20 protein-coding genes and 1 pseudogene are annotated in these 19,999 nt (G+C 38.7%); 16 read left to right on the forward strand and 5 right to left on the reverse strand.

Annotated elements, in window-relative coordinates:
* Nucleotides 1–100 precede the first annotated feature (100 nt).
* Nucleotides 101–1,402, reverse strand: coding sequence for an adenosylmethionine--8-amino-7-oxononanoate transaminase (gene bioA, locus CWB76_RS05870; protein WP_138606138.1), 1,302 nt, complete (start codon nucleotides 1,400–1,402; stop codon nucleotides 101–103).
* A gap of 95 nt (nucleotides 1,403–1,497) precedes the next feature.
* Between bioA and bioB the strand changes: the two genes are divergently transcribed.
* From bioB to htpX, 6 genes are all read left to right on the forward strand, one after another.
* Nucleotides 1,498–2,538, forward strand: coding sequence for a biotin synthase BioB (bioB, locus tag CWB76_RS05875; RefSeq protein ID WP_010390068.1), 1,041 nt, complete (start codon nucleotides 1,498–1,500; stop codon nucleotides 2,536–2,538).
* 14 nt (nucleotides 2,539–2,552) lie between these two features.
* Nucleotides 2,553–3,707: an aminotransferase class I/II-fold pyridoxal phosphate-dependent enzyme gene (locus CWB76_RS05880; RefSeq protein ID WP_138606139.1), complete on the forward strand. Its 1,155-nt coding sequence runs from the start codon at nucleotides 2,553–2,555 to the stop codon at nucleotides 3,705–3,707.
* Nucleotides 3,704–4,537: a methyltransferase domain-containing protein gene (locus CWB76_RS05885; RefSeq protein ID WP_138606141.1), complete on the forward strand. Its 834-nt coding sequence runs from the start codon at nucleotides 3,704–3,706 to the stop codon at nucleotides 4,535–4,537. The genes CWB76_RS05880 and CWB76_RS05885 overlap by 4 nt, the downstream gene beginning before the upstream one ends.
* 10 nt (nucleotides 4,538–4,547) lie before the next feature.
* Nucleotides 4,548–5,231: a dethiobiotin synthase gene (gene bioD / locus CWB76_RS05890; protein WP_138606144.1), complete on the forward strand. Its 684-nt coding sequence runs from the start codon at nucleotides 4,548–4,550 to the stop codon at nucleotides 5,229–5,231.
* A 156-nt stretch (nucleotides 5,232–5,387) separates the two neighbouring features.
* On the forward strand, nucleotides 5,388–6,947 hold the full coding sequence (locus CWB76_RS05895) for an FAD-dependent oxidoreductase (protein WP_138606145.1): 1,560 nt from the start codon (nucleotides 5,388–5,390) through the stop codon (nucleotides 6,945–6,947).
* 253 nt (nucleotides 6,948–7,200) lie between these two features.
* A complete protein-coding gene (gene htpX, locus CWB76_RS05900) occupies nucleotides 7,201–8,064 on the forward strand; it encodes a protease HtpX (RefSeq protein ID WP_138606147.1) in 864 nt (287 codons plus the stop codon).
* 80 nt (nucleotides 8,065–8,144) lie between these two features.
* Here htpX and gloA read toward each other — a convergent pair whose 3' ends face one another.
* On the reverse strand, nucleotides 8,145–8,672 hold the full coding sequence (gloA, locus tag CWB76_RS05905; RefSeq protein WP_138606149.1) for a lactoylglutathione lyase: 528 nt from the start codon (nucleotides 8,670–8,672) through the stop codon (nucleotides 8,145–8,147).
* Nucleotides 8,673–9,050: 378 nt separating this feature from the next.
* Here gloA and CWB76_RS05910 point away from each other — a divergent pair, with 378 nt between their 5' ends.
* The 3 genes from CWB76_RS05910 to CWB76_RS05920 all read left to right on the forward strand — a co-directional run bounded on the left by CWB76_RS05910 (nucleotide 9,051) and on the right by CWB76_RS05920 (nucleotide 10,453).
* A complete protein-coding gene (locus CWB76_RS05910; RefSeq protein ID WP_138606151.1) occupies nucleotides 9,051–9,791 on the forward strand; it encodes an HNH endonuclease signature motif containing protein in 741 nt (246 codons plus the stop codon).
* A gap of 119 nt (nucleotides 9,792–9,910) precedes the next feature.
* Nucleotides 9,911–10,141 (forward strand): hypothetical protein, encoded by a 231-nt coding sequence (locus tag CWB76_RS05915; RefSeq protein ID WP_138606153.1) that lies wholly within the window; start codon nucleotides 9,911–9,913, stop codon nucleotides 10,139–10,141.
* A gap of 78 nt (nucleotides 10,142–10,219) precedes the next feature.
* Nucleotides 10,220–10,453 carry a hypothetical protein gene (locus CWB76_RS05920; protein ID WP_138594973.1) on the forward strand — a complete coding sequence of 78 codons (234 nt, stop codon included), beginning with the start codon at nucleotides 10,220–10,222 and terminating at the stop codon, nucleotides 10,451–10,453.
* A 307-nt stretch (nucleotides 10,454–10,760) separates the two neighbouring features.
* Here CWB76_RS05920 and CWB76_RS05925 read toward each other — a convergent pair whose 3' ends face one another.
* A complete protein-coding gene (locus CWB76_RS05925; protein ID WP_131724684.1) occupies nucleotides 10,761–11,123 on the reverse strand; it encodes a hypothetical protein in 363 nt (120 codons plus the stop codon).
* A 190-nt stretch (nucleotides 11,124–11,313) separates the two neighbouring features.
* Here CWB76_RS05925 and CWB76_RS05930 point away from each other — a divergent pair, with 190 nt between their 5' ends.
* The 3 genes from CWB76_RS05930 (at nucleotide 11,314) to CWB76_RS05940 (ending at nucleotide 14,075) form a co-directional block, all read left to right on the forward strand.
* Entirely contained in the window at nucleotides 11,314–13,023 is a 1,710-nt protein-coding gene (locus CWB76_RS05930) for an amidohydrolase (RefSeq protein ID WP_138606155.1), read from the forward strand.
* Nucleotides 13,024–13,280: 257 nt separating this feature from the next.
* Complete coding sequence (locus tag CWB76_RS05935; RefSeq protein ID WP_138606157.1) at nucleotides 13,281–13,514, forward strand: hypothetical protein; 234 nt, start codon at nucleotides 13,281–13,283, stop codon at nucleotides 13,512–13,514.
* Nucleotides 13,515–13,802: 288 nt separating this feature from the next.
* Nucleotides 13,803–14,075 (forward strand): hypothetical protein, encoded by a 273-nt coding sequence (locus CWB76_RS05940; RefSeq protein WP_138606159.1) that lies wholly within the window; start codon nucleotides 13,803–13,805, stop codon nucleotides 14,073–14,075.
* A 433-nt stretch (nucleotides 14,076–14,508) separates the two neighbouring features.
* On the opposite strand, the gene CWB76_RS05945 is transcribed toward CWB76_RS05940, so the two are convergent.
* Entirely contained in the window at nucleotides 14,509–15,111 is a 603-nt protein-coding gene (locus CWB76_RS05945) for a thiamine biosynthesis protein ThiC (RefSeq protein WP_138606161.1), read from the reverse strand.
* Nucleotides 15,112–15,836: 725 nt separating this feature from the next.
* Here CWB76_RS05945 and CWB76_RS05950 point away from each other — a divergent pair.
* The 4 genes and pseudogenes from CWB76_RS05950 (at nucleotide 15,837) to CWB76_RS05965 (ending at nucleotide 18,448) form a co-directional block, all read left to right on the forward strand.
* Nucleotides 15,837–16,208 (forward strand): hypothetical protein, encoded by a 372-nt coding sequence (locus CWB76_RS05950; protein WP_138606163.1) that lies wholly within the window; start codon nucleotides 15,837–15,839, stop codon nucleotides 16,206–16,208.
* 124 nt (nucleotides 16,209–16,332) lie between these two features.
* A complete protein-coding gene (locus CWB76_RS05955) occupies nucleotides 16,333–17,286 on the forward strand; it encodes a cyclase family protein (protein ID WP_138606165.1) in 954 nt (317 codons plus the stop codon).
* A 154-nt stretch (nucleotides 17,287–17,440) separates the two neighbouring features.
* Nucleotides 17,441–18,017 (forward strand): annotated as a pseudogene (locus tag CWB76_RS05960) (cold shock domain-containing protein).
* 122 nt (nucleotides 18,018–18,139) lie between these two features.
* Complete coding sequence (locus CWB76_RS05965; protein ID WP_138606167.1) at nucleotides 18,140–18,448, forward strand: DUF6419 family natural product biosynthesis protein; 309 nt, start codon at nucleotides 18,140–18,142, stop codon at nucleotides 18,446–18,448.
* A 218-nt stretch (nucleotides 18,449–18,666) separates the two neighbouring features.
* On the opposite strand, the gene CWB76_RS05970 is transcribed toward CWB76_RS05965, so the two are convergent.
* Nucleotides 18,667–19,860, reverse strand: coding sequence for an acetyl-CoA C-acyltransferase family protein (locus tag CWB76_RS05970; RefSeq protein WP_138606169.1), 1,194 nt, complete (start codon nucleotides 19,858–19,860; stop codon nucleotides 18,667–18,669).
* Between the last annotated feature and the right edge of the window lie 139 nt (nucleotides 19,861–19,999).

Consider the following 19,999-nt stretch of genomic DNA (forward strand, 5'->3'; position numbering starts at 1 on the left):
TCAAGCCAAAGGGTTAAATTTACTAAACTTTACAGAGGAATAATAACTAAATAGAAATATCAATTTAATTTTAACTTTAGTGGCTAAAATAATTAACCATCTATACGTAATGTTTACCCTTTATGGCGTTATATATAGCATCGCAAAGCTGTTTAATACTGGCATCGTCACTTATATACGGTGGCATTAAGTAAATTAACTTACCAAATGGGCGTATCCACACTCCTTGGCTAACAAAATAAGCCTGTATTTTAGCTACATCTACTATTCCTGCCTCATCTGTCAGTTCTACCACGCCAATTGCACCTAAAGTGCGCACATTAACTACATCAGTAAGTGAGCCACACTGATGTAATTGTTGAAGTGCTTGGTTTACTTCACTAATTCGTTTTTGCCAATCTTGTTCAAGCAATAAGTCTATACTGGCACATGCCACAGCGCAGGCGAGTGGATTGCCCATAAATGTAGGTCCGTGCATCAAAACACCGGCTTCACCTTCGCTAATGCCTATCGCTATTTTATTGGTCGTTAACGTGGCTGATAAGGTCATGGTGCCGCCGGTGAGTGCCTTGCCAATACAAAGTATATCTGGCTGTACATTGGCGTGCTCTACAGCAAACATTTTACCTGTACGGCCAAAGCCTGTGGCAATTTCATCACAAATGAGCAATACATTGTATTGAGTACATAACTTGCGCACACAGGCTAAATAATCAGGGTGATAAAAGTTCATTCCTCCCGCGTTTTGTACTATGGGTTCAATAATAAAGGCGGCAACGTGCTGGTGGTGATTTAAAAAATAGTGTTCTAGTTCATCCGCCTCGGCTTGATTAAACTCGTCATTAAATTGGCTAACAGGTGCAGGTACAAATACATGCTCAGGTAAAAAGCCAGAGTACAAGCTATGCATAGAATTAACCGGATCGCACACACTCATGGCCGCAAAAGTATCGCCATGATAGCCCTTAAATGGAGTCATTAACTTTTGTTTAGTACTTATGCCTTGGCTTAACCAATACTGCAGTGCCATTTTAATCGCGACTTCAACACTTACCGAGCCACTGTCGGCTAAAAATACTTTATTTAAATCCTCGGGCGTTATCGCCACTAGCTTTTTACAAAGCTCCACTGCGCTGTAATGGGTAATGCCGCCAAACATTACATGGCTCATTTTATTGATTTGCTCTGTCATCGCATTATTTAAAACGGGATGATTGTAGCCATGTATTGCGCTCCACCAAGAGGCCATACCGTCAATGAGTTTCTCGCCTGTTTCTAATTGGATAAGGTTGTGATTGGCGTTTGTAACAGGATAAACCGGAATTGGTTGAGTCATTGATGTATAAGGGTGCCAAATGTGATTTCGGTCAAAATCAAGGTCTATTGTGTGTTTTATGATCATATGTAAACTTTAATTAAGTTATCTTCGTTGACAATGGTACGGCAATACGTATTCTAAGCCAATAACACCAAGAGCAAAAAATAAAAGAGAGTATTATGGAGCTTGCAACAGTTCGCCACGATTGGACCCATAGCGAGGTTAAAGCCTTATTTGAAATGCCGTTTAACGATCTGCTTTTTAAAGCCGCGACCGTACACCGTGCTAATTTTAATCCTAATCAGGTGCAAATTTCTACTTTACTATCAATAAAAACAGGTGCTTGCCCTGAAGATTGTAAATATTGCCCGCAGTCGGGTCATTATAAAACCGACCTAGAGCGAGAGCGCCTGCTAGAAGTAGAAAAAGTAGTAGAGCAAGCACGCCTTGCAAAACAAAAAGGCGCCACCCGTTTTTGTATGGGCGCTGCGTGGTCAGATCCTAAAGATCGTGATATGCCGTACATTTCAAAAATGGTTAAAGAAGTAAAAGAGCTTGGCCTTGAAACCTGTATGACGTTGGGCAAGCTTACCAATGAAAAAGCCCATGCATTGAGTGATGCAGGGCTTGACTACTATAACCATAATTTAGATACCTCACCTGAATACTACGAACAAATTATATCTACCCGTACTTTTGCAGACAGACTAAACACTATCGATCATGTGCGTGATGCCGGTATGAAAGTTTGCTCAGGCGGTATTGTCGGTATGGGTGAGCAACCCAGCGATCGCTATGGGTTATTAATGCAATTGGCTAATTTGCCGCAGCAACCAGAAAGCGTCCCTATTAATATGCTAGTAAAAGTAAAAGGAACACCGCTTGAAAACGTAGACGACTTAGATCAGTTTGAGTTTATTCGTACTATTGCCACCGCGCGTATTATGATGCCGCATAGCTATGTACGTTTATCGGCAGGGCGCAGCGCAATGAATGAGCAAATGCAATCGATGTGTTTTTTTGCCGGTGCTAATTCCATTTTTTATGGTGATAAACTCCTGACTACCGAAAACCCAGAAGCAGATGCCGATATGCAATTAATTAAAAAGCTGGGTATGAACCCTGAAACGGCCGAAGACTATTCAGATGAAGCCGTTGCTGCGTCGTTATCTTCTAAAGTGGCCGATAAAGCCAGTTCAGAATTGTTTTATCCTGCTTAACATTGTGTATTGCTATGTCATTTGATTTTATAAATAGCCATTTACAAGCGCGCCAGCAAAGCGCGCTTAACCGCAAGCGTTATGTTATTGAGCAAGCCAGTGCGCGTGAAATTATAGTTGATAATAAACGCTATCTTAACTTTGCTAGTAACGACTACCTAGGCTTTGCGGATGAGCCCACTTTGCTTGAAGGTATGCATAGCTTAGGAAGTCATAGCTCTGCTTTAGTTACTGGCTATCAAGGTGCGCAGCAACAGCTCGAAAAATACTTATGTGCTCAGTTGGGCTATAACAATGCCATGCTGTTTAATTCGGGCTTTAGTGCTAATAGCAGTGTTATAAAAGCGCTATTTCAAGATAAAGCCATTGCTCAACAAAGTGCGATTTTTCAGGATAAACTTAATCATGCGAGCTTAATCGACGGTGCACTGCATGCAAACGCAGCACTTGTGCGCTTTAATCATAACGACATGAATCATTTACGTTCACGGCTCGAAAAGTCAAATGCTAAGTATAAACTGATTGTGAGTGAGGGCGTATTCTCGATGGATGGCGATCAAGCACCATTAATTGAGTTACTTAGTTTAGCTAAAGCACATAACGCCTGGTTAATGATAGACGATGCGCATGGCTTTGGCGTACTGGGTAAATCGGGTTTGGGAAGCTGTGAGCCACTTATAGCGGCAGATAATTTGCCAGATATTTTAGTGATCACCTTTGGTAAAGCGGTGGCAAGTAGCGGGGCGTGTGTATTAGGTTCGAGTGAATTTATTGATTACATGCTGCAGTTTAACCGCGATTACACTTATTCGACCGCAATGTCGCCATTTATTGCTTCGCATACATTATCAAGAATCAAAACCATACGTGATGCTAACCATAAGCGAGCAAAATTAAACGCCAATATTGCTTTATTTAAACGTTTAGCCAATGAGCAAAAAATTGCCTTAATGGATTCGACCACTGCCATTCAACCCTTAGTTTTAGGGTGTGCCGAACAGACCTTAAAAGCCTGTGAGCAGCTTAAACAACAGGGGATTTGGCTAACCGCTATTCGCCCGCCAACTGTGCAGCATAATACCTCAAGGCTACGCATTACCTTAACCGCCGCCCATACCGAGCAAGATATTACAACATTGGTAAATTGTTTAAAAAAGGCCATTGCATGATAAGCGCACACGCTGCAAATACGAACTCGCGTATAAAGTCACCGTTAGCTTGTTTAGCTGTTAATAGTTTAAAGCAGGTAACGCAACGCAAGTTTTCAACGGCGGCAAGCCAATATGTAGCCCACGCACATGTGCAAAAACAAGCCGCAATTGATTTAATTAAACTCATTAAGCTTGATGCGAGCACAAAGCACAAACACTGTGTTGATTTAGGCGCGGGGCCGTTAGTGAATACCGAAGAGTTACAAGGAATATATAAACAGGTAATTGCCATGGATTTAAGCCTTACCATGCTTAAAAATAGTGCAGTAAACGCCCCGCGTATTTGCGCCGACATGGATAATTTGCCATTTCAACAAAATAGTATTGATGTGGTATTTAGTAATTTTGCGATGCAGTGGTCGGCTAATTTTGAAATGCTAATGCATTCATTACATTCAGCTTTAAAGCCCGGTGGGCAGGCGTACATAAGTACGGTGGTAGAAGGCTCACTTGGTGAAATAAAAACGGCGTTTGCCGCGCTCGATTCGCATAGCCACATTAATAACTTTTTAAGTAGCGATAATATAAACCAATCGGTCAAAAAGGTAGGGTTTATTGTTAATAACGCGACAGAGGTTATTTATACCGATGAGTTTACCAGCCCGCTTAAAGCGATTAGCTCAATTAAAGCCATTGGGGCAACGTCGCAAAATAAAGCAACGCAGCGCCCTGGTTTATTAACTAAATCGGCGCTACAAAAAGTATGTGCAGCGTATCCGCTTATAAACAACCAAGCCCATGTATCTTACCATGTGGTATTGTTATCATTAGAAAAAGCAAAAATTTAAAGGTAAGGCAATGCAGCAATTTTTTATTACCGGTACCGATACCGACGCTGGTAAAACCCACGTAACCAGTTTGCTATTAAAGTTACTCGCCCAACATAAGCAGCGTGCAATAGGTTTTAAACCGATTGCATCAGGGTGTGAACTTGCGTTTGATCAGCTCGTTAATGCCGATGCCTTAATGCTAATGGAAAGCGCGACTGTGAGTGCTAAATACGACATTATTAATCCGTTTGCTTTTGAGCCCGCCATAGCTCCGCACATTGCAGCAGAGCAAGTGGGAGTAACCCTAAGCGTTGAAAAGCTACGTACCGCTTATAAATGTGTGAAGCAACAAGGTGCAGACTACCTGCTAACAGAAGGTGCGGGCGGCTGGGCATTGCCAATTAATAATAACGAATATTTATATGACTGGGTAAAAGCAGAGCAACTACCCGTAATATTAGTAGTAGGGATGAAACTAGGCTGTATAAATCATGCATTACTCACTGCAGCACATATGCAAAGTATGGGTGTTAATTGCATTGGCTGGATTGCCAACCAAGTTGATGCCACGATGGATGAATACCAAGCAAACCTAGATTCGCTTAAAACACGTTTACCATTCCCGTTGCTTGCTATAAGCCCCTATACCGAGCAAACCCCTAAATTACAAATTTATAAAACCCTGCTTACTGCACTTGCTATAAATGCCTAAACTATACTGCTTTGTAATTTTATAAATATACAAAGCAGTTTATATATTAAATACACCGGTTTAATAAATATGTTTAGCGCCTTGAAATACAAACCCTGTATGCATATATAACGCTAATTACACAGTGCTATTGTTACTAAGGAAATAACAAATACCATGACCCACCCATTTATTAAGAACTACGCTTATAATACACAGGTGAAGGCAGAATCAGATCTACCAAAAAGTGCTCTGCCTAAAACCCGTGTAGGTATTTTAGGTGGGGGAACTGCAGGGGCAACAATTGCGATTCGCCTTGCGGCATTGGGCATAAAAACGACTATATTTGAGAAAAAAACGTCACTTATTGATGGCCCTCCTATGTGCCATCTGCACGCCGGTGGTAATTTATACCGTGAAATTCCAGATCAAGACTGTATAGATTTACTAAAACAATGTATCGATATTTTACGACTATATCCTTACAGCATAGATGTACGCCCAACTGTATTTGCTGTGCCAACGCGTGATGATGATTCACCGGATGATTTACTGCCAAGGTTAGACAAGCTTACTAACGCATATAAAGACTTAATTGAACAAGATCATAATAATAAAGTTCTTGGCGAGCCTGATAATTACTATCAGCTTTATAGCCATGAGCAAATGATAACCTTGAGTAAAAAAGAGCAGGTTACTGAGCCTAAAACGCTAGATGAGTGGATGATCCCCGTTGCTAAGCATTTAAACTTAAACAAAGTAAAATACCCACTTATTGTTGTTCAAGAATACGGTTGGAATATATTTAGATTATCAGCAAGTGCGCAACTTGCGCTTGCCCAGTACGAACACGCTAATGTTCTTACCAGCACAGAGATAAAGCAAGTCAGCAAAGTTGAGCAAAGTAGTGCTAAAAATCAAATGCCAAAATGGAAAATTGAATACCAAAACAACCAAAGCAACACGACCCAAACAGTAGAAGTAGATTACCTTATAAACGCCTGTGGCTTTCAAACCGGTTTTGTTGATGACATGGTAGGCGTAAAGCCTAAGCGTATGGTCGAATTTAAAGCCTCATACATTGCACACTGGCAAGGCGCTGGCGGGCAAATACCCGAAATTATTATTTATGGTAACCGAGGCACACCCGAGGGCATGGCACAATTAACGCCGTACCCTAATGGCTTTTATCAAATTCATGGCATGACTAACTCAATTACCTTGTTTAACGATGGCCTAGCAGATACAGCCGAGCAAACGGCACAGCCACAACTGCCTGCTAAGTACTTAAATTATATAAATAATGGTTGGGATCAGCAGGTGCTAAAAGCACGTGGTCAAAAAGCGATTGATTATGTAGCTGAGTTTGTACCAGCATTTAAAAACGCTAATACGCAAAACAATGCCTTGTTTGGCGGCCAACAGATCCCAGGCGAAGACGACACCTTGCGCGTTGCCGACGTAAGTTTATATTCGCATATTAGCTACGCACGAGCCGAAAATGTAAAAGCGTCATCAACTTTGATCGCTGCTGACGAAATAGTAGCTGAATTTGTAAAGCTTGGTTTAATTTGCACAGAACACGACAGTAATAACCACCGTAAGCATCACCAATGGGCCTACCTTGAGAACAGTTGTAATGAAAATATAAGTAAAATTGCACAAGTACTTGCAAAAGAGCGAGGCTTCCCCACAGATATGGCAAATGTTAATCACGGTTTATATAAAAGCGTATAGTATAAAAAATAAAATAACTTATTGAATTATAGTGTTTTTATAAGTAAATTTTTACTGTTAAACAGAAAAAATCCTAAAAAGTTTAACTTAATTAAATATATATAAAACTTTAAAAATATCCCTTGCGTTATGACATAGTTTGTCACAAAATAGCGCTGACGTTATGACATAGTGTGTCATAACGCAGTAGTTGCTATGGCCGATAAACAAAAAAAAATCGCTCAGCAATAAATGTTATTTTTGGAGACCATGTATGAAACGTGTATTTTTGTTTTTATTAACTAACCTCGCGGTTATGTTGGTATTAGGTGTTGTGCTTTCAATAATAATGAGTGCGCTGGGCTTAAGCCATCGTAGCTTAGGTGGTATTTTATTAATAGCTGCTGTATTTGGTTTTGGTGGGTCGTTTATTTCTTTGTATATGTCGAAATGGATGGCTAAAAAATCAACCGGTGCACAGGTTATTACTAAACCAAGTAACGAAACCGAGCAGTGGTTAATGAATACCGTTGCTACGCAAGCTAAAAAAGCCGGTATTAATATGCCTGAAGTGGCTATTTACGACAGCCCTGAAATGAACGCGTTTGCAACCGGCCCGAGTAAAAATAACTCGCTGGTGGCGGTAAGCACGGGTTTATTACACAACATGACCCAAGATCAAGCCGAGGCAGTGCTTGCGCACGAAGTATCGCACGTGGCTAATGGCGACATGGTAACGCTAACGCTTATTCAAGGCGTGGTTAATACCTTTGTTATTTTTGCCGCAAAAGTGCTGGCGGGCATTGTAGATAATTTTATAAATAGCGATGAAGAAGAGGGCGGCAGCAGCTGGACTTACTTCTTATTCGATATGTTATTCCAAGTATTATTTGGTGTACTAGCAAGTGTGGTGGTTGCCCATTACAGCCGCAAACGTGAATTTGCAGCCGACAACGGTGCAGCTCAGTTAGTAGGCGCAGACAAAATGCGTTCAGCCCTTGAGCGATTAAAGCAAAACCACCCATCGCAATTAGAAGGCTCAATGATGGCCTTTGGTATTGCCAGTGGTAAAGGCATGGCTGAGTTGTTTTCATCTCACCCACCGCTTGATGCACGTATAGACGCACTACGTCGTTAAAAAAATTCAAGTTTTTCACAGTACTTGTAAACAAAAAGCCTGCATTTGCAGGCTTTTTTATGTTTAATGTTTAATGTTTTTTATTGCGATTGAATAATGTCTGTAATGCCCTCTGGCGAGAGTATTTCAATCCAGTAACCGTCAGGGTCTTTAATAAAGGCAAGTCCCTTCATTGAACCACCATCTGGCTGTTTTACAAACTCCACATCGTATTTAGCAAAGCGCTCACAGGCAGCGTATACATCAGGTACGCTAATACCAATATGGCCAAAGCCTTTTGGTTCTTCATTACCACTGTGATAACCGCTAAAGCTGTCGTCGTTTTCAGTACCCCAGTTATGGGTAAGTTCAATCAGCGCAGGGCGGCGAAACACCCATTGAGTTTTTTCTTTATCATCGCCTTTAGGCATATCTTGCTCGTAGCCTAAAAAGTACAAAGTAAACTCCATACCAGGAAAGTCGTATTTTCCTAATAGTTTCATACCCAATACGTTTTCATAAAATGCCAGCGACGGTTTTGGATCTTTAATACGCAACATAGTTTGCTGCATCACATAGCCCTCAGTGGCTTGTGCAATTTGCTCTGGAGATTCGTTAAAGCTAGACATGAAATAATCCTTAATAAAATGACTGAAAAACCTTAATGGATTTAAAAAGGCAGGGAATACGAACATCATAATCAACAGCGGCAAAAATTAAAACCACCTAGCTAAATTACCAGCCAGTGAGCTGAATGTTTTATAAGCGAAAAATGGCATATTTAGCGGTGCTGTTTATTTATACAGTAATGGTGTTTTGTCCAATATTACTGATCTCCACCATTTTGGGGTATCTCTGCATTTATGAAGTATGAGCTGTAGTTAACTAGTTGTTTACAGGTGTTTATTTGAGGGTTAAGATAAATGCAATGTAATATATGGACATTTGTCGGTTTATAAAACGACAGTTGTCGTAGACAAAGTTGTTAGGTATACAGGGAGTGTTCAGTGTCAATTTCAGATAAAAACCGAAAAATTCTTTGGGGTAAATCTGGAAATAAATGTGCGATGTGTCGACATACGCTAGTATTCGAAAGTACTTCAAATGACAATGAGTCTGTTGTTGGTGAAGAGTGTCATATTATTTCTGGTGCAAAAAAAGGACCTAGGAGTGACTCTGACTTTTCTAGAGAAAAGATTAACGATGTGTCAAATCTAATATTACTATGTCGTATTCATCATAAACAAATAGATGATCAAGTTGAAACTTACACACCTGAATTATTAAGAACAATAAAAATTAATCATGAGAAGTGGGTTGAAGATAAGCTAAAAGATCAACCTGAAATACCCAGGGTACGTATAAAAAGAACTAAAGAAGAAATCCCTGATAAATTGCCTGTGATGAATTCGGGAAAAGAAATGTTTAATTTGGCTGCTGGTGTATGTGCTTTTTATAACGACTACAGTGATGATTTAACGGATGAAGAATTAGATCTAGTTAGTGGCTTTATTCAAAATGTTAAAGATTGGGCTGAATTAGCTAATGAGATGGAGCCAATACAGAGAATTAATGCATCAAGAGATCTTGATAAAGAAATTAAAGTATTACGCACATTTAATATTTTCGCTTTTGCGGCAATTGAGAAACAAAAAATGGTTGGTGGTATAGGTGGTGAATCATCATTTCCTGTACTTCACCTTTCAGTTAATAAAGCAAACGATTCAAATGTAGTTGCTGGTGAGTAATCAGTAATGTATACCTAACAAACTGTTAAACAAGGACAAAAAACAGTTGGTATTTGCTCCTTCGTCGCTTATTTTAACCAACTATTTTTGCCTGTTAACAGGGCGTTAGGTAACTATGGATGGTCAACCTTCTTAATCAAGCATTACGAAGCAGAGATGTTAGAAAACTCGTAGAACCTCATTTGCACGAAGTTGTTTGGGATTCTGGCGTTGATGAAACCAGCGAGTGGGTAATGGCTTCATTTGAAGATCTAACTCATATCCAAAAATTGGAGTCTTGGTTAAATAGCAAAGAACCAAAGGGGTCAAATCTTGACTTCAGACATCAAATTCATGCGGCAATCTTATAAGCCGTTTTTAAAATAAAATGCTGGTGGCTCACTATATAATTAATTTCTAAGTTAAATTTAAAGTAAAAGGAAGTTTTTATGAAAGGTATTAGACGTATTTGGTTTTGGTTTACGCTAGTTGTGTGCCCATTGTTAATTATTTTAGGTTTGGCTACCTTTGCACAGTTATTAGGGCAGTACATGTATTCTCAGCAATTTAGTTTTTCTTCGCTATCTAGTTTTCAAATTGCATTTATGGGGGGCGGAATTTGTGCGTTTTCTGTATTTTTATGCACATTAAAAGAAGCAAAAATACGCTTTTTTGCAAAATGAGTTAGTTAATAAGGAAACTACGGTTGTTGGTGGGCTCGGCTAGGTTTGCTTGGTTTTGAGCATGGTAGCACACTGGCTTATTTATTTTTATTATTGCGGGCTTTGTTTTTGAAATGGCGTTTTGGTTTAAGGTGTTTCCTATAAAAAAGAAATCATCATGATGGAAGTCGATTTTACTCACCAAAGAAAAACTTATGCCACACAGATAAATCCTTCATTACTTTGCTAGAGTAATTATTAGTTTTAAAAAATAATGGAGTACTTAATTACTCCATTATTTGAAAGAACTTTAATTTAGTGAAATTATTTACTCTGTTTCAGCTTCTAAAGACTTTCTATCGTCTGCAAATAAACCTTTCCATTTGCTTGGAATATAGCTGTCGATTATTTTTGTTTCAGTATTTAGTTCTGCGAGTGAGTCTTTTAATCGAGCCATAGTTTTTGGTATATTTTGGCTAGTATCACCAACTACTGAGCGAACTAAGCTTTGACTAAGTTGATTGACAGAGATCCCACCAGACTGTTGTTCGAATGTGGTGTATACATCAACTTGATAACCTGTTTGATATTGAACAACACATATGAAGAACGTTGTTCTTTCACTCCATCCGCTAACTGATTTATCTGACTTCATAGTGAGAATAGGAGATTCACACTGAGGTATTTTCATAGCTGAACCTCCTGATGCTTGTGATAAAGCTGAGAATCCGCTCATCACGTTACCTAACTGTGTATTTTGAAATGGACTAACTAATTTAAAACGAGATGCTTTAATATATTAATTATGGGTGTCACTTTATGTTTTTGTTTAAAACATCATGTGCTAAATTTATTACAGCTATATTTACAGGGAAGATAAAATGACAAAGCGATTACGTTTTTTATTACCATCAGTATTATTTTGTTTTGGAACAAGCGCGCTAGCAGCTGATCCGGTTCTTTATTACGGCGGAGATATTCTCACTATGGAAGGAGAAAAGCCGCATTATGAGGAAGCTTTAGTTGAGTCAGAAGGGCGGATTGTTTACCTTGGCAGCTTAGCGAAGGCCAGAGAAAAGTTTGACAATCTACAAAACAAAGACCTTCAAGGGAAAACACTTTTACCCGGTTTTTTGGATGCCCATAGCCATATGTACAATACGGGTTTAATTGCGCAATTGGCAAATTTATTACCTCCTCCCGATGGCCCCGGTGAAAATTTTAATAGTTTAGTGACAACAACCAAAAAGTGGATGGAGTCTGCTGAAGGGAAATTCATTATCGGAAAATTTGGTTGGGTGTTAGCTAATGGGTATGACGATTCGCAGCTTAGCGAAAAACAACATCCCACTAAAGATGTTCTAGATAAAATTTCATCTAAATACCCAGTGCTTATAATGCATCAATCGGGTCATCTAGCAAGTGTCAATTCAAAAGCTCTAGAAGTGGGTGGCTACACAAAGGATACTAAAGACCCTAAAGGCGGTGTAATTAGACGTTTGGCAGATAATAGTCCTAATGGCGTGCTTGAAGAAGCGGCTTTTTTTAATCTATTACTGCCTATTGTTGCCACTAAATCCGATGCTGAAGTACAGCAAAGGTCCATTGAGCTTGCTCAGCTGGAGTATGCTAAAAATGGATATTTAACAGCTCAAGATGGCCGCACCACAGCGGATGCGACTTCGGCATTAGAAAGAGCAGCTCGTGAGAAATCGCTATTCATTGATGTTGTTTCATACCCTGATATCGTCTGGAATAAGTCAGCTGTTAAACCCGAATTTTATAATTCAGATCGCAGTTATGTTAATCGATACAGAATAGGGGGGGTTAAATTAACTTTAGATGGTTCACCACAAGGAAAAACAGCTTGGTTATCATCACATTATCATACGCCGCCGGAGGGTAAACCGCTGGACTATAAAGGTTATCCTATCATGAGTGATGAGATAGCGATTAAACATATAAACACTGCGTTTAAAAACAAATGGCAGATTATTGCTCACACCAATGGTGATGCCGCGATTGACCAATATATTAAAGCTATTAAAGTGGCTAAAAAAAGTTATGGGTATGATGATCACCGTAGCGTGATGATTCACGGCCAGACTTTACGTAAAGATCAAATCCCGGATTTAGTCGATTTAGGGATCCTCCCATCGTTGTTTCCTATGCACACTTTTTACTGGGGCGATTGGCATGTAGAGTCTGTTTTGGGGCACCCAAGGGCAGATTATATTTCGCCATCACGAGATGTAGTTGAGGCTGGTTTAACGGTTACTTCTCACCATGATGCCCCTGTGACATTTCCAAACTCAATGCGAGTGCTCGATGCAACGGTTAATCGTATTACGCGTTCGGGTAAAGTATTGGGGCCGGATCAACGTTTAACGCCTTATGAAGGGTTAAAAACATTAACGCAATGGGCTGCTATTCAATACTTTGAAGAAACAAGTAAAGGTACGCTAGCTGAGGGAAAGCTCGCGGATTTCGTCATTTTAAGTAACAACCCTTTAAAAGTGGAACCACTTACTATTAAGGATATAAAAATAGTGCAAAGTATTAAAGAAGGTCATGTTGTATATTCAAATTGATATTCAACATGAAACAATTTTAACGCTTAACTATACGACGGCTTTAGTCGCCGTCGTATTAAACCTCAGCCTTGAGGTGCAACAGTGAAGTTTGAGATTTAATGAATATTAACCAAAGGGGTCAAATCTTGACTTCAGACATCAAATTTATGCGGCAATCTTATAAGCTGTTTTTAAAATAAAATGCTGGTTGCTTACTAGCTAATTAATCTCTAAGTTAAATTAAGGAAAAGGATTATTTATGAAAGGTATTAATTATGAAAGGTATTAAATGTATTTGGTTTTGGTTTACGCTAGTTGTGTGCCCATTGTTGATTATTTTAGGTGTAGCTACCTTTGCACAGTTATTAGGGCAATACATGTATTCTGAGCAATTTAGTTTTTCGTCGCTGTCTAGCTTTCAAATTGCATTTATTGGTGGTGGTGTTTGTGCTTTTTCTGTATTTTTAAGCACGTTAAAAGAGGTAAAAATACGCTTTTTTGCAAAATGAGGGGTTAATAGAAAAAAGGAGATCTCGTACCTCTGCAAATAAGCCACTTAAACACTTGTGATACCTTCCAAAACGCCAATTCAAACAACAGCAAACCCTCTTTTTATATTTTAAGAAAACAAAAACCAAATGGGGTCAAATCTTGACTTCAGACATTGTGACATATTTTCAATATTGCTAATATGGGTGTTACTTTAAATTGCTTGCTATTGGTGCTCGAACTATGGCTATGGTTAATGAAGAAAAAGCCTTACATGAATTATACCTCAGAGGGATGATTGAACCGAAATGATAGGGCTAATAATAATAGGGTTTGCTTTTTTAGTTTACTACGGAAAAGTTAAGTATGATAAGCCCACTGATGAAGCCGTTATTAGTGGAGGCAGTAAGGCTTTACTGTTCTATGCTATTTACTCTGGTACAGCTCTTGGTTTGGGTTTTATGCTTCCGGTAATGGCTCTATTTTCAGTTTCTGAGCTATTGTTATTGCTGCTCCTGTTCATTGCAATTTTATCGGAATTTATCAATATTTATTTTTATACCGTCTCTAAGAAGTTATAACGTATGTTTACTTTATTTTTTGTAGCTTCTTTGAATATTGACTTTGCTCTTGTAGGAAAAACTTCAGCAGGTTTAAAGAGAACCTGAGGGATCAAATCTCGACTTCAGACATCAAATTCATGCGGCAATCTTATAAGCTGTTTTTGAAATAAAATGCTGGTGGCTCACTAGCTAACTAATCTCTAAGTTAAATTAAGGAAAAGAAAGTTTTTATGAAAGGCATTAATTGTAAAAGGAATTAAACGTATTTGGTTCATGCTAGTCGTGTGCCCATTGTTAATTATTTTAGGTGTAGCTACCTTTGCACCGTTATTAGGGGAGTATATGTATTATTTGCAATGCTTAAAAAGTAAAACACTGACGGATTAACATTTAATATCCGCCAATGTTTACACTTTATTTAAAGGAGTACATCAATTTGTGATAGTCAGGCTTAACCTTTTCTACGGTTAAGACTTATCAAACATATCGCTAAAAGTAATGTTGCAATCATACCAGAGGCACCTGCAACACCTGATGGCAGAAATCCATCACGTCCAAAAGTAATTAAAATGGCATTGGCTAACATTGCAACCACGCCTACAAAAGCTGTAAGCCCTCCTAATGCTTTACCGCCTTTGGCTATATAAGACAGTCCAAAAACAAGTGCCGCTAATCCTAATAATACTTTGGCTGCGTAGTAAATCATGAATGACAAAGCAACCACGCCATTAATTAAAGGTTGTGCTCCTTCTACTGAGCCTGCAACTTTGCCAAATGTTGAAAATAACGTAAGGCCAATACTCACTTGTACTATGTTAAGTACCGCGCTAAACGTAATAGCCGACCATCCTAGTTGAGCGTTTTTTGCTTGCACCATGGCTGAACCTGCAAAAGCATCGAGCAAAGTAAATACCAGAGCTTCTAGTCCCCAAGCAAACTGCCTTGAAAAGCTAATTTCAGCACTGTAAAGGGCTGAAAAAATAGCCTGTGATATAGCCAATACCAACAATAAAGATGCTGAAATTAGGATGGTGCGTTTATTCGTAAACTCCATTATATACCTCTTATAATTTTATATTTAACGCTTTAAAAAGATGCAGTAGCTTTGAAAATACAAAACATATGAAACTTTATATAACTAGCGTTCACTCTTGGGTCTGTTTATCTTTACAGGTTAAATTTGCAACAGTCTATTTGATCTTTTAGCAAGGCCTATGTGGTGTGGTTATTCACCATAAATAGGCGATAACCTAGTATAAATACCAAATAAGCGTTGACCGAAGGGGTCTTCCTCTGGGAAATTTATTCATTGTTACTCGGTTTATACTTAGCCCACTAGGTTACAATCTCACACCGCGATTAAATCCCCCTTAGATTGAACAAATTTTAAGTCTGAAAGATCAACAGGTCCTCAAGATACAAGACAGGTGAAACTATTTAATTATTTCACTTAAGTTGAAATAAATTAGACACCTGAACTTGTTAAATAAACAGAACTTTTAGCTTTTGGAAAGGTGAGATATACGGATACACAGTTTTTTATACATAGGTTATAAAAGAACCAATAGAATAGTAATTAACTATAGCTATGACTTACAAAACTAAATGTAAGGCATAAACCCAGTTTTATACTGCCATAGCGATTTAACGAAAATTTATAAAACTTCTAACGGTTAATTTTTTGTAAATATTTGTACCTTTTTTGTTTACTTTTTAATTTCATATGCTAATTTTTAAATGCTCGGTTGAGCGAATAATAATCAAATTTAAGGATTAAAAATGAAAAACATACTAAAAACACTATTTATTTGTGGTGCTGCGCTTACAGCTAACTCTGCTTTTGCAACTGATCTAGTTTGCGATGTATATCCAAATGGTTCAGGTGGAAACTCGATGAACGGAAGATCAAACTGCTTTACCATAGATTTTAGTTTTGGTAACCAAACAACAGGGAAGTACTATTTACAGAATATTTCAAAACCGATTAACAAAGTTATTTGGCAAGGCGATGCATCTTGCACAGGCGGTACATCGTGTAATATGACTGTAAGAGCTTACAGAAGCTATAGTGCATCTGCTTTAATTTTGTATAAAGATGGGACCTATGAAACGACAAATACTTCTCGTATGAGTTATGAAACAGGCCATTAGTAATCATCGCTTATAATAGAAGAACAATATAGATTAATATTTATTGTGTGAATGTATGTAGCGGCTTATTTTAGTCGCTATTTTTTTAGATGGTGTGTTAAACATATAAAAATTAGGAGATACGATGAAACAGGCAATGTTGATATTGTTTATGTTTTTGCTAATTAGTTGTTCGAGTTTAGCGAGCAATAGCAAAGAATTAAGTAAATCTAAGCAAACTGAAAAGTTTATTACTCTTGTCAGTCAAGCCAAAACTTATGATTTGTCTCATAATTGGGATGAAAATTCCCCTATAGCGTCTGTTAATCCAAAATACTCAATGGCACTTAATGCAACTCATGCTGATACGCGTGGTACATTTGGTGATAACAATCAGCTCTCATTCACATCAGAAATAATGCAATGGAGTGGTCATCATGGAGGTCCTACTATCGATGCGTTAGGTCATATTGGTCGAGATGGTTTACTGTATGGTGGAGTAGATGCGGCGCAAGCGACCAATGATCGCAGAGGAATAGGGCGCAGTGGTGTAGGGAGTGACTTAGGAATTGATCATTATCCTGTAAACTTATTGAGTAACCGAACTGTGTTACTTGATGTGGCACGCTTTATTAATGGTGATAATACGCCACTAGCTGCTGGTTTTGATATAACGGCATTACATTTAAAAAGAACAGCAAAATCGCAAGGGGTAAAAATTAAAAAAGGCGATACCGTGTTTATTAGAACGGGCTGGGGGCAATACTTTGCTAATAACCCACAGCAATATATTGCAGATCATTCTGCAGGTGTTGGTGTAAGTGGTGCACAGTTTTTAATAAAGGCTGGTGTAAGTGTTGTGGGTAATGACACCCTTACCTTTGAAAAACGCCCACCCATTGCCACAGAACCCTCATTTCAGGTTTTTCCTGTACATATGATGTTATTGGCAGATAACGGTATTTACATAATAGAAAACTTGTTCCTTGAGGAGCTAGCAAAAGAAAAAGTCTATGAGTTTATTGCCATTGTGCCTCCGCTTAAAATACGTGGCGGTACTGGCTCGGCATTACGAGTATTCGCACTTACAAGTAACTAATAATTGAATAAAGGGTAGAGTTAATGACTTTCACTGTTTTTATATACAGTGGTGTCGTTTTTTGAAATAAGAAACATACACAAAGAGTATTTTTCTTTATCATGATAAAAGCACAGGCTGTAAAATTAACAGCTATTAAATGGATGATTCAAGGATGAATAAAGGATTATTAAAATCGTGGAATGACGATAAAGGCTTTGGCTTTATTAAATCAACCACACTGCAACACGATACCTTTATACATATATCATCGCTCAAACATATGAGCCGCAAACCTAAAGCGGGCGACATTATCTATTTTGAGGTTGCAACCGAGCCTAACGGTAAAACTAAAGCTGTAAATTGCCGTATTGAGGGCGTACTAGCACAACCACACATAAAAACTTCAACAAGGCCGGTTAGAATAAGCAAAACGTCAGGTAAGAATTCATCATTAATGAAACTTATAACGCTTGGAATTATTTTTAGTATTGGCTTTAGTGTTATAAAACCGGTTTTTAAATACCAAGCAAACATCTGTAGTAACTAACGCTAACTTAGAGTCATTTATGCCCGCGGGTTCAAGCTCAATTACTAAAACAGAGCAAGCATTTCGCTGTGATGGTCGCCAACATTGTAGCCAAATGACCTCTTATGCAGAGGCATTATTTTTTATTCAACATTGCCCCGATACTAAAATGGACGGTGATAAAGACGGAGAGCCCTGTGAACGGCAGTTTGGGAATAGGTAGTTTTTATATTGAGGTTATTAATAAACTAAAAATTAGTTTTGGGCTCTTAGGTGGAATACGATTTGTAGTAATACAGTTATAAATAGCTGGTGGATTTAAAGCCATTTATCAAGGAGGTTGTTATGTTTAAAGTAATAATTAGATGTGCTGTCATATTTTCGTTTGTTTGCATGATACTCGCCGCCGCACCTTTTACGCCTGCAATATCAGGATCATTTATTATGCTGTTATTTGCAGGAGCTATAGGTTACAAGGGCTATTTGCAATCAAGTTTGATACTGCTGTTAATTAATACGCTTGCTGTTATTGGTAGCCCAGCTACAGATATAGGCAACACCCAAACATTACTGTTTTTACCAATATTATTTTTAATCTCATTTGGTGGCGTTTTATTAGGCGTAAGAAAGTTAACATTAAAAAACGATTTGTAGACGAGAGTTTGCACATATTTTATAGCTAATCCATATGATGAACCAACTCTTACTTCTCTTTGTGAAAAAACCTTAAAAAGCGATTTTCACAAAGAGAAACTAAAGAGGAAAAATGCAAAAATATAGGCTTACACGTTTTTACTTCTTCTAAAAACAAAGCGCTTCTTAGGCCTCTATGTAAGTAACGCATTTGTATTCAAACCTAATGAGGTCAAAAACTAAAGCACTTCAAAAATGGCTGCAATACCTTGCCCGCCGCCAATACACATTGTGACTAAGCCATATTTACCTTGAATTCGTTTTAGCTCGTACAAGCATTTGGTGGTAAGTATGGCGCCCGTTGCGCCAACAGGGTGCCCTAACGCAATGGCGCCGCCATTCGGGTTTACCTTATGCGCAGGAAAGTTTAACTCGTTAGCAACGCACAGTGCTTGTACTGCAAAGGCCTCGTTAGACTCAATCACATCCATATCGTCAATAGTTAAACCCGTTTTTTCAAATACCTGCTGTACTGCAGGAATAGGGCCGATACCCATTAAAGTAGGATCAACGCCGGCTCTGGCATAACCCACTAAACGAGCGAGCGGTTTTAAGCCCTGCTCATTAGCTTTTTGCTCTGACATAAGTACCAACATGGCTGCACCATCGTTTATACCGGATGAGCTTGCTGCGGTAACTGTTCCATCTTTTTTAAAGTAGGGCTTTAAAGTTGCAAGTTTATCGACTGTGGTATCGGCGCGAACATGTTCGTCGGTGTCAAAAATATGCGTCCCTTTTCGCGACTTGATTTCTATTGGCACAATCTGCTCTTTAAAGTGGCCTGCACTAATGGCATTAGCTGCTTTATTATGGCTGTTTGCTGCGTACTCATCTTGCTGCTGACGGCTAATTGAATATTTTTCTGCAATGTTTTCAGCTGTTATTCCCATCGGGTTATTATCCCATGGGTCTTGTAAGGTCGTGGTGAGCTCATCAACCATAGTGCTATTACCCATTTTTTGCCCCCAGCGGTTACTTTCGAGGGTGTAGGCAGAGCTACTCATGCTTTCTGCTCCGCCAGCAAGGGCTGCATCTACATCACCTAATTGAATTTGTTGTGCCGCTTGTATGATTGCTTCAAGCCCTGAACCACATAAGCGATTAAGCGTTACAGCGTGGCTGCTTATAGGTAACCCAGCATCTAGTCCAATAACCCTTGATAGGTAAGCGTCTTTTGGGCCGTTATGAATAACTTTGCCTACCACACATGAGCCAATTTGGTCAGGGGTAAGCTGAGATCGGTTTAGTGCTTCTTTTGCGCACAGAGTGCCAAGCTCAGCGGGGCTAAAATCTTTAAGGCTGCCACCAAAGCCACCAATTGCGGTACGAACCGCACTGAGTATTACTACGCTGTTGTTTGTATTTTGTGTCATTGCTGTTCTCTTATTATTTTTATAATCATTTTTGCTGAAATATGTTTAATAGACAAAGGAGATCAATACTTTTATTAACATCAAAGCATAACGTTTAAATAAACTAAAGGCGAGGTTGGGTTGAGCTGTATGTGTTTTC

Source organism: Pseudoalteromonas sp. S1609, assembly GCF_005887255.1.
Lineage (GTDB): Bacteria > Pseudomonadota > Gammaproteobacteria > Enterobacterales > Alteromonadaceae > Pseudoalteromonas.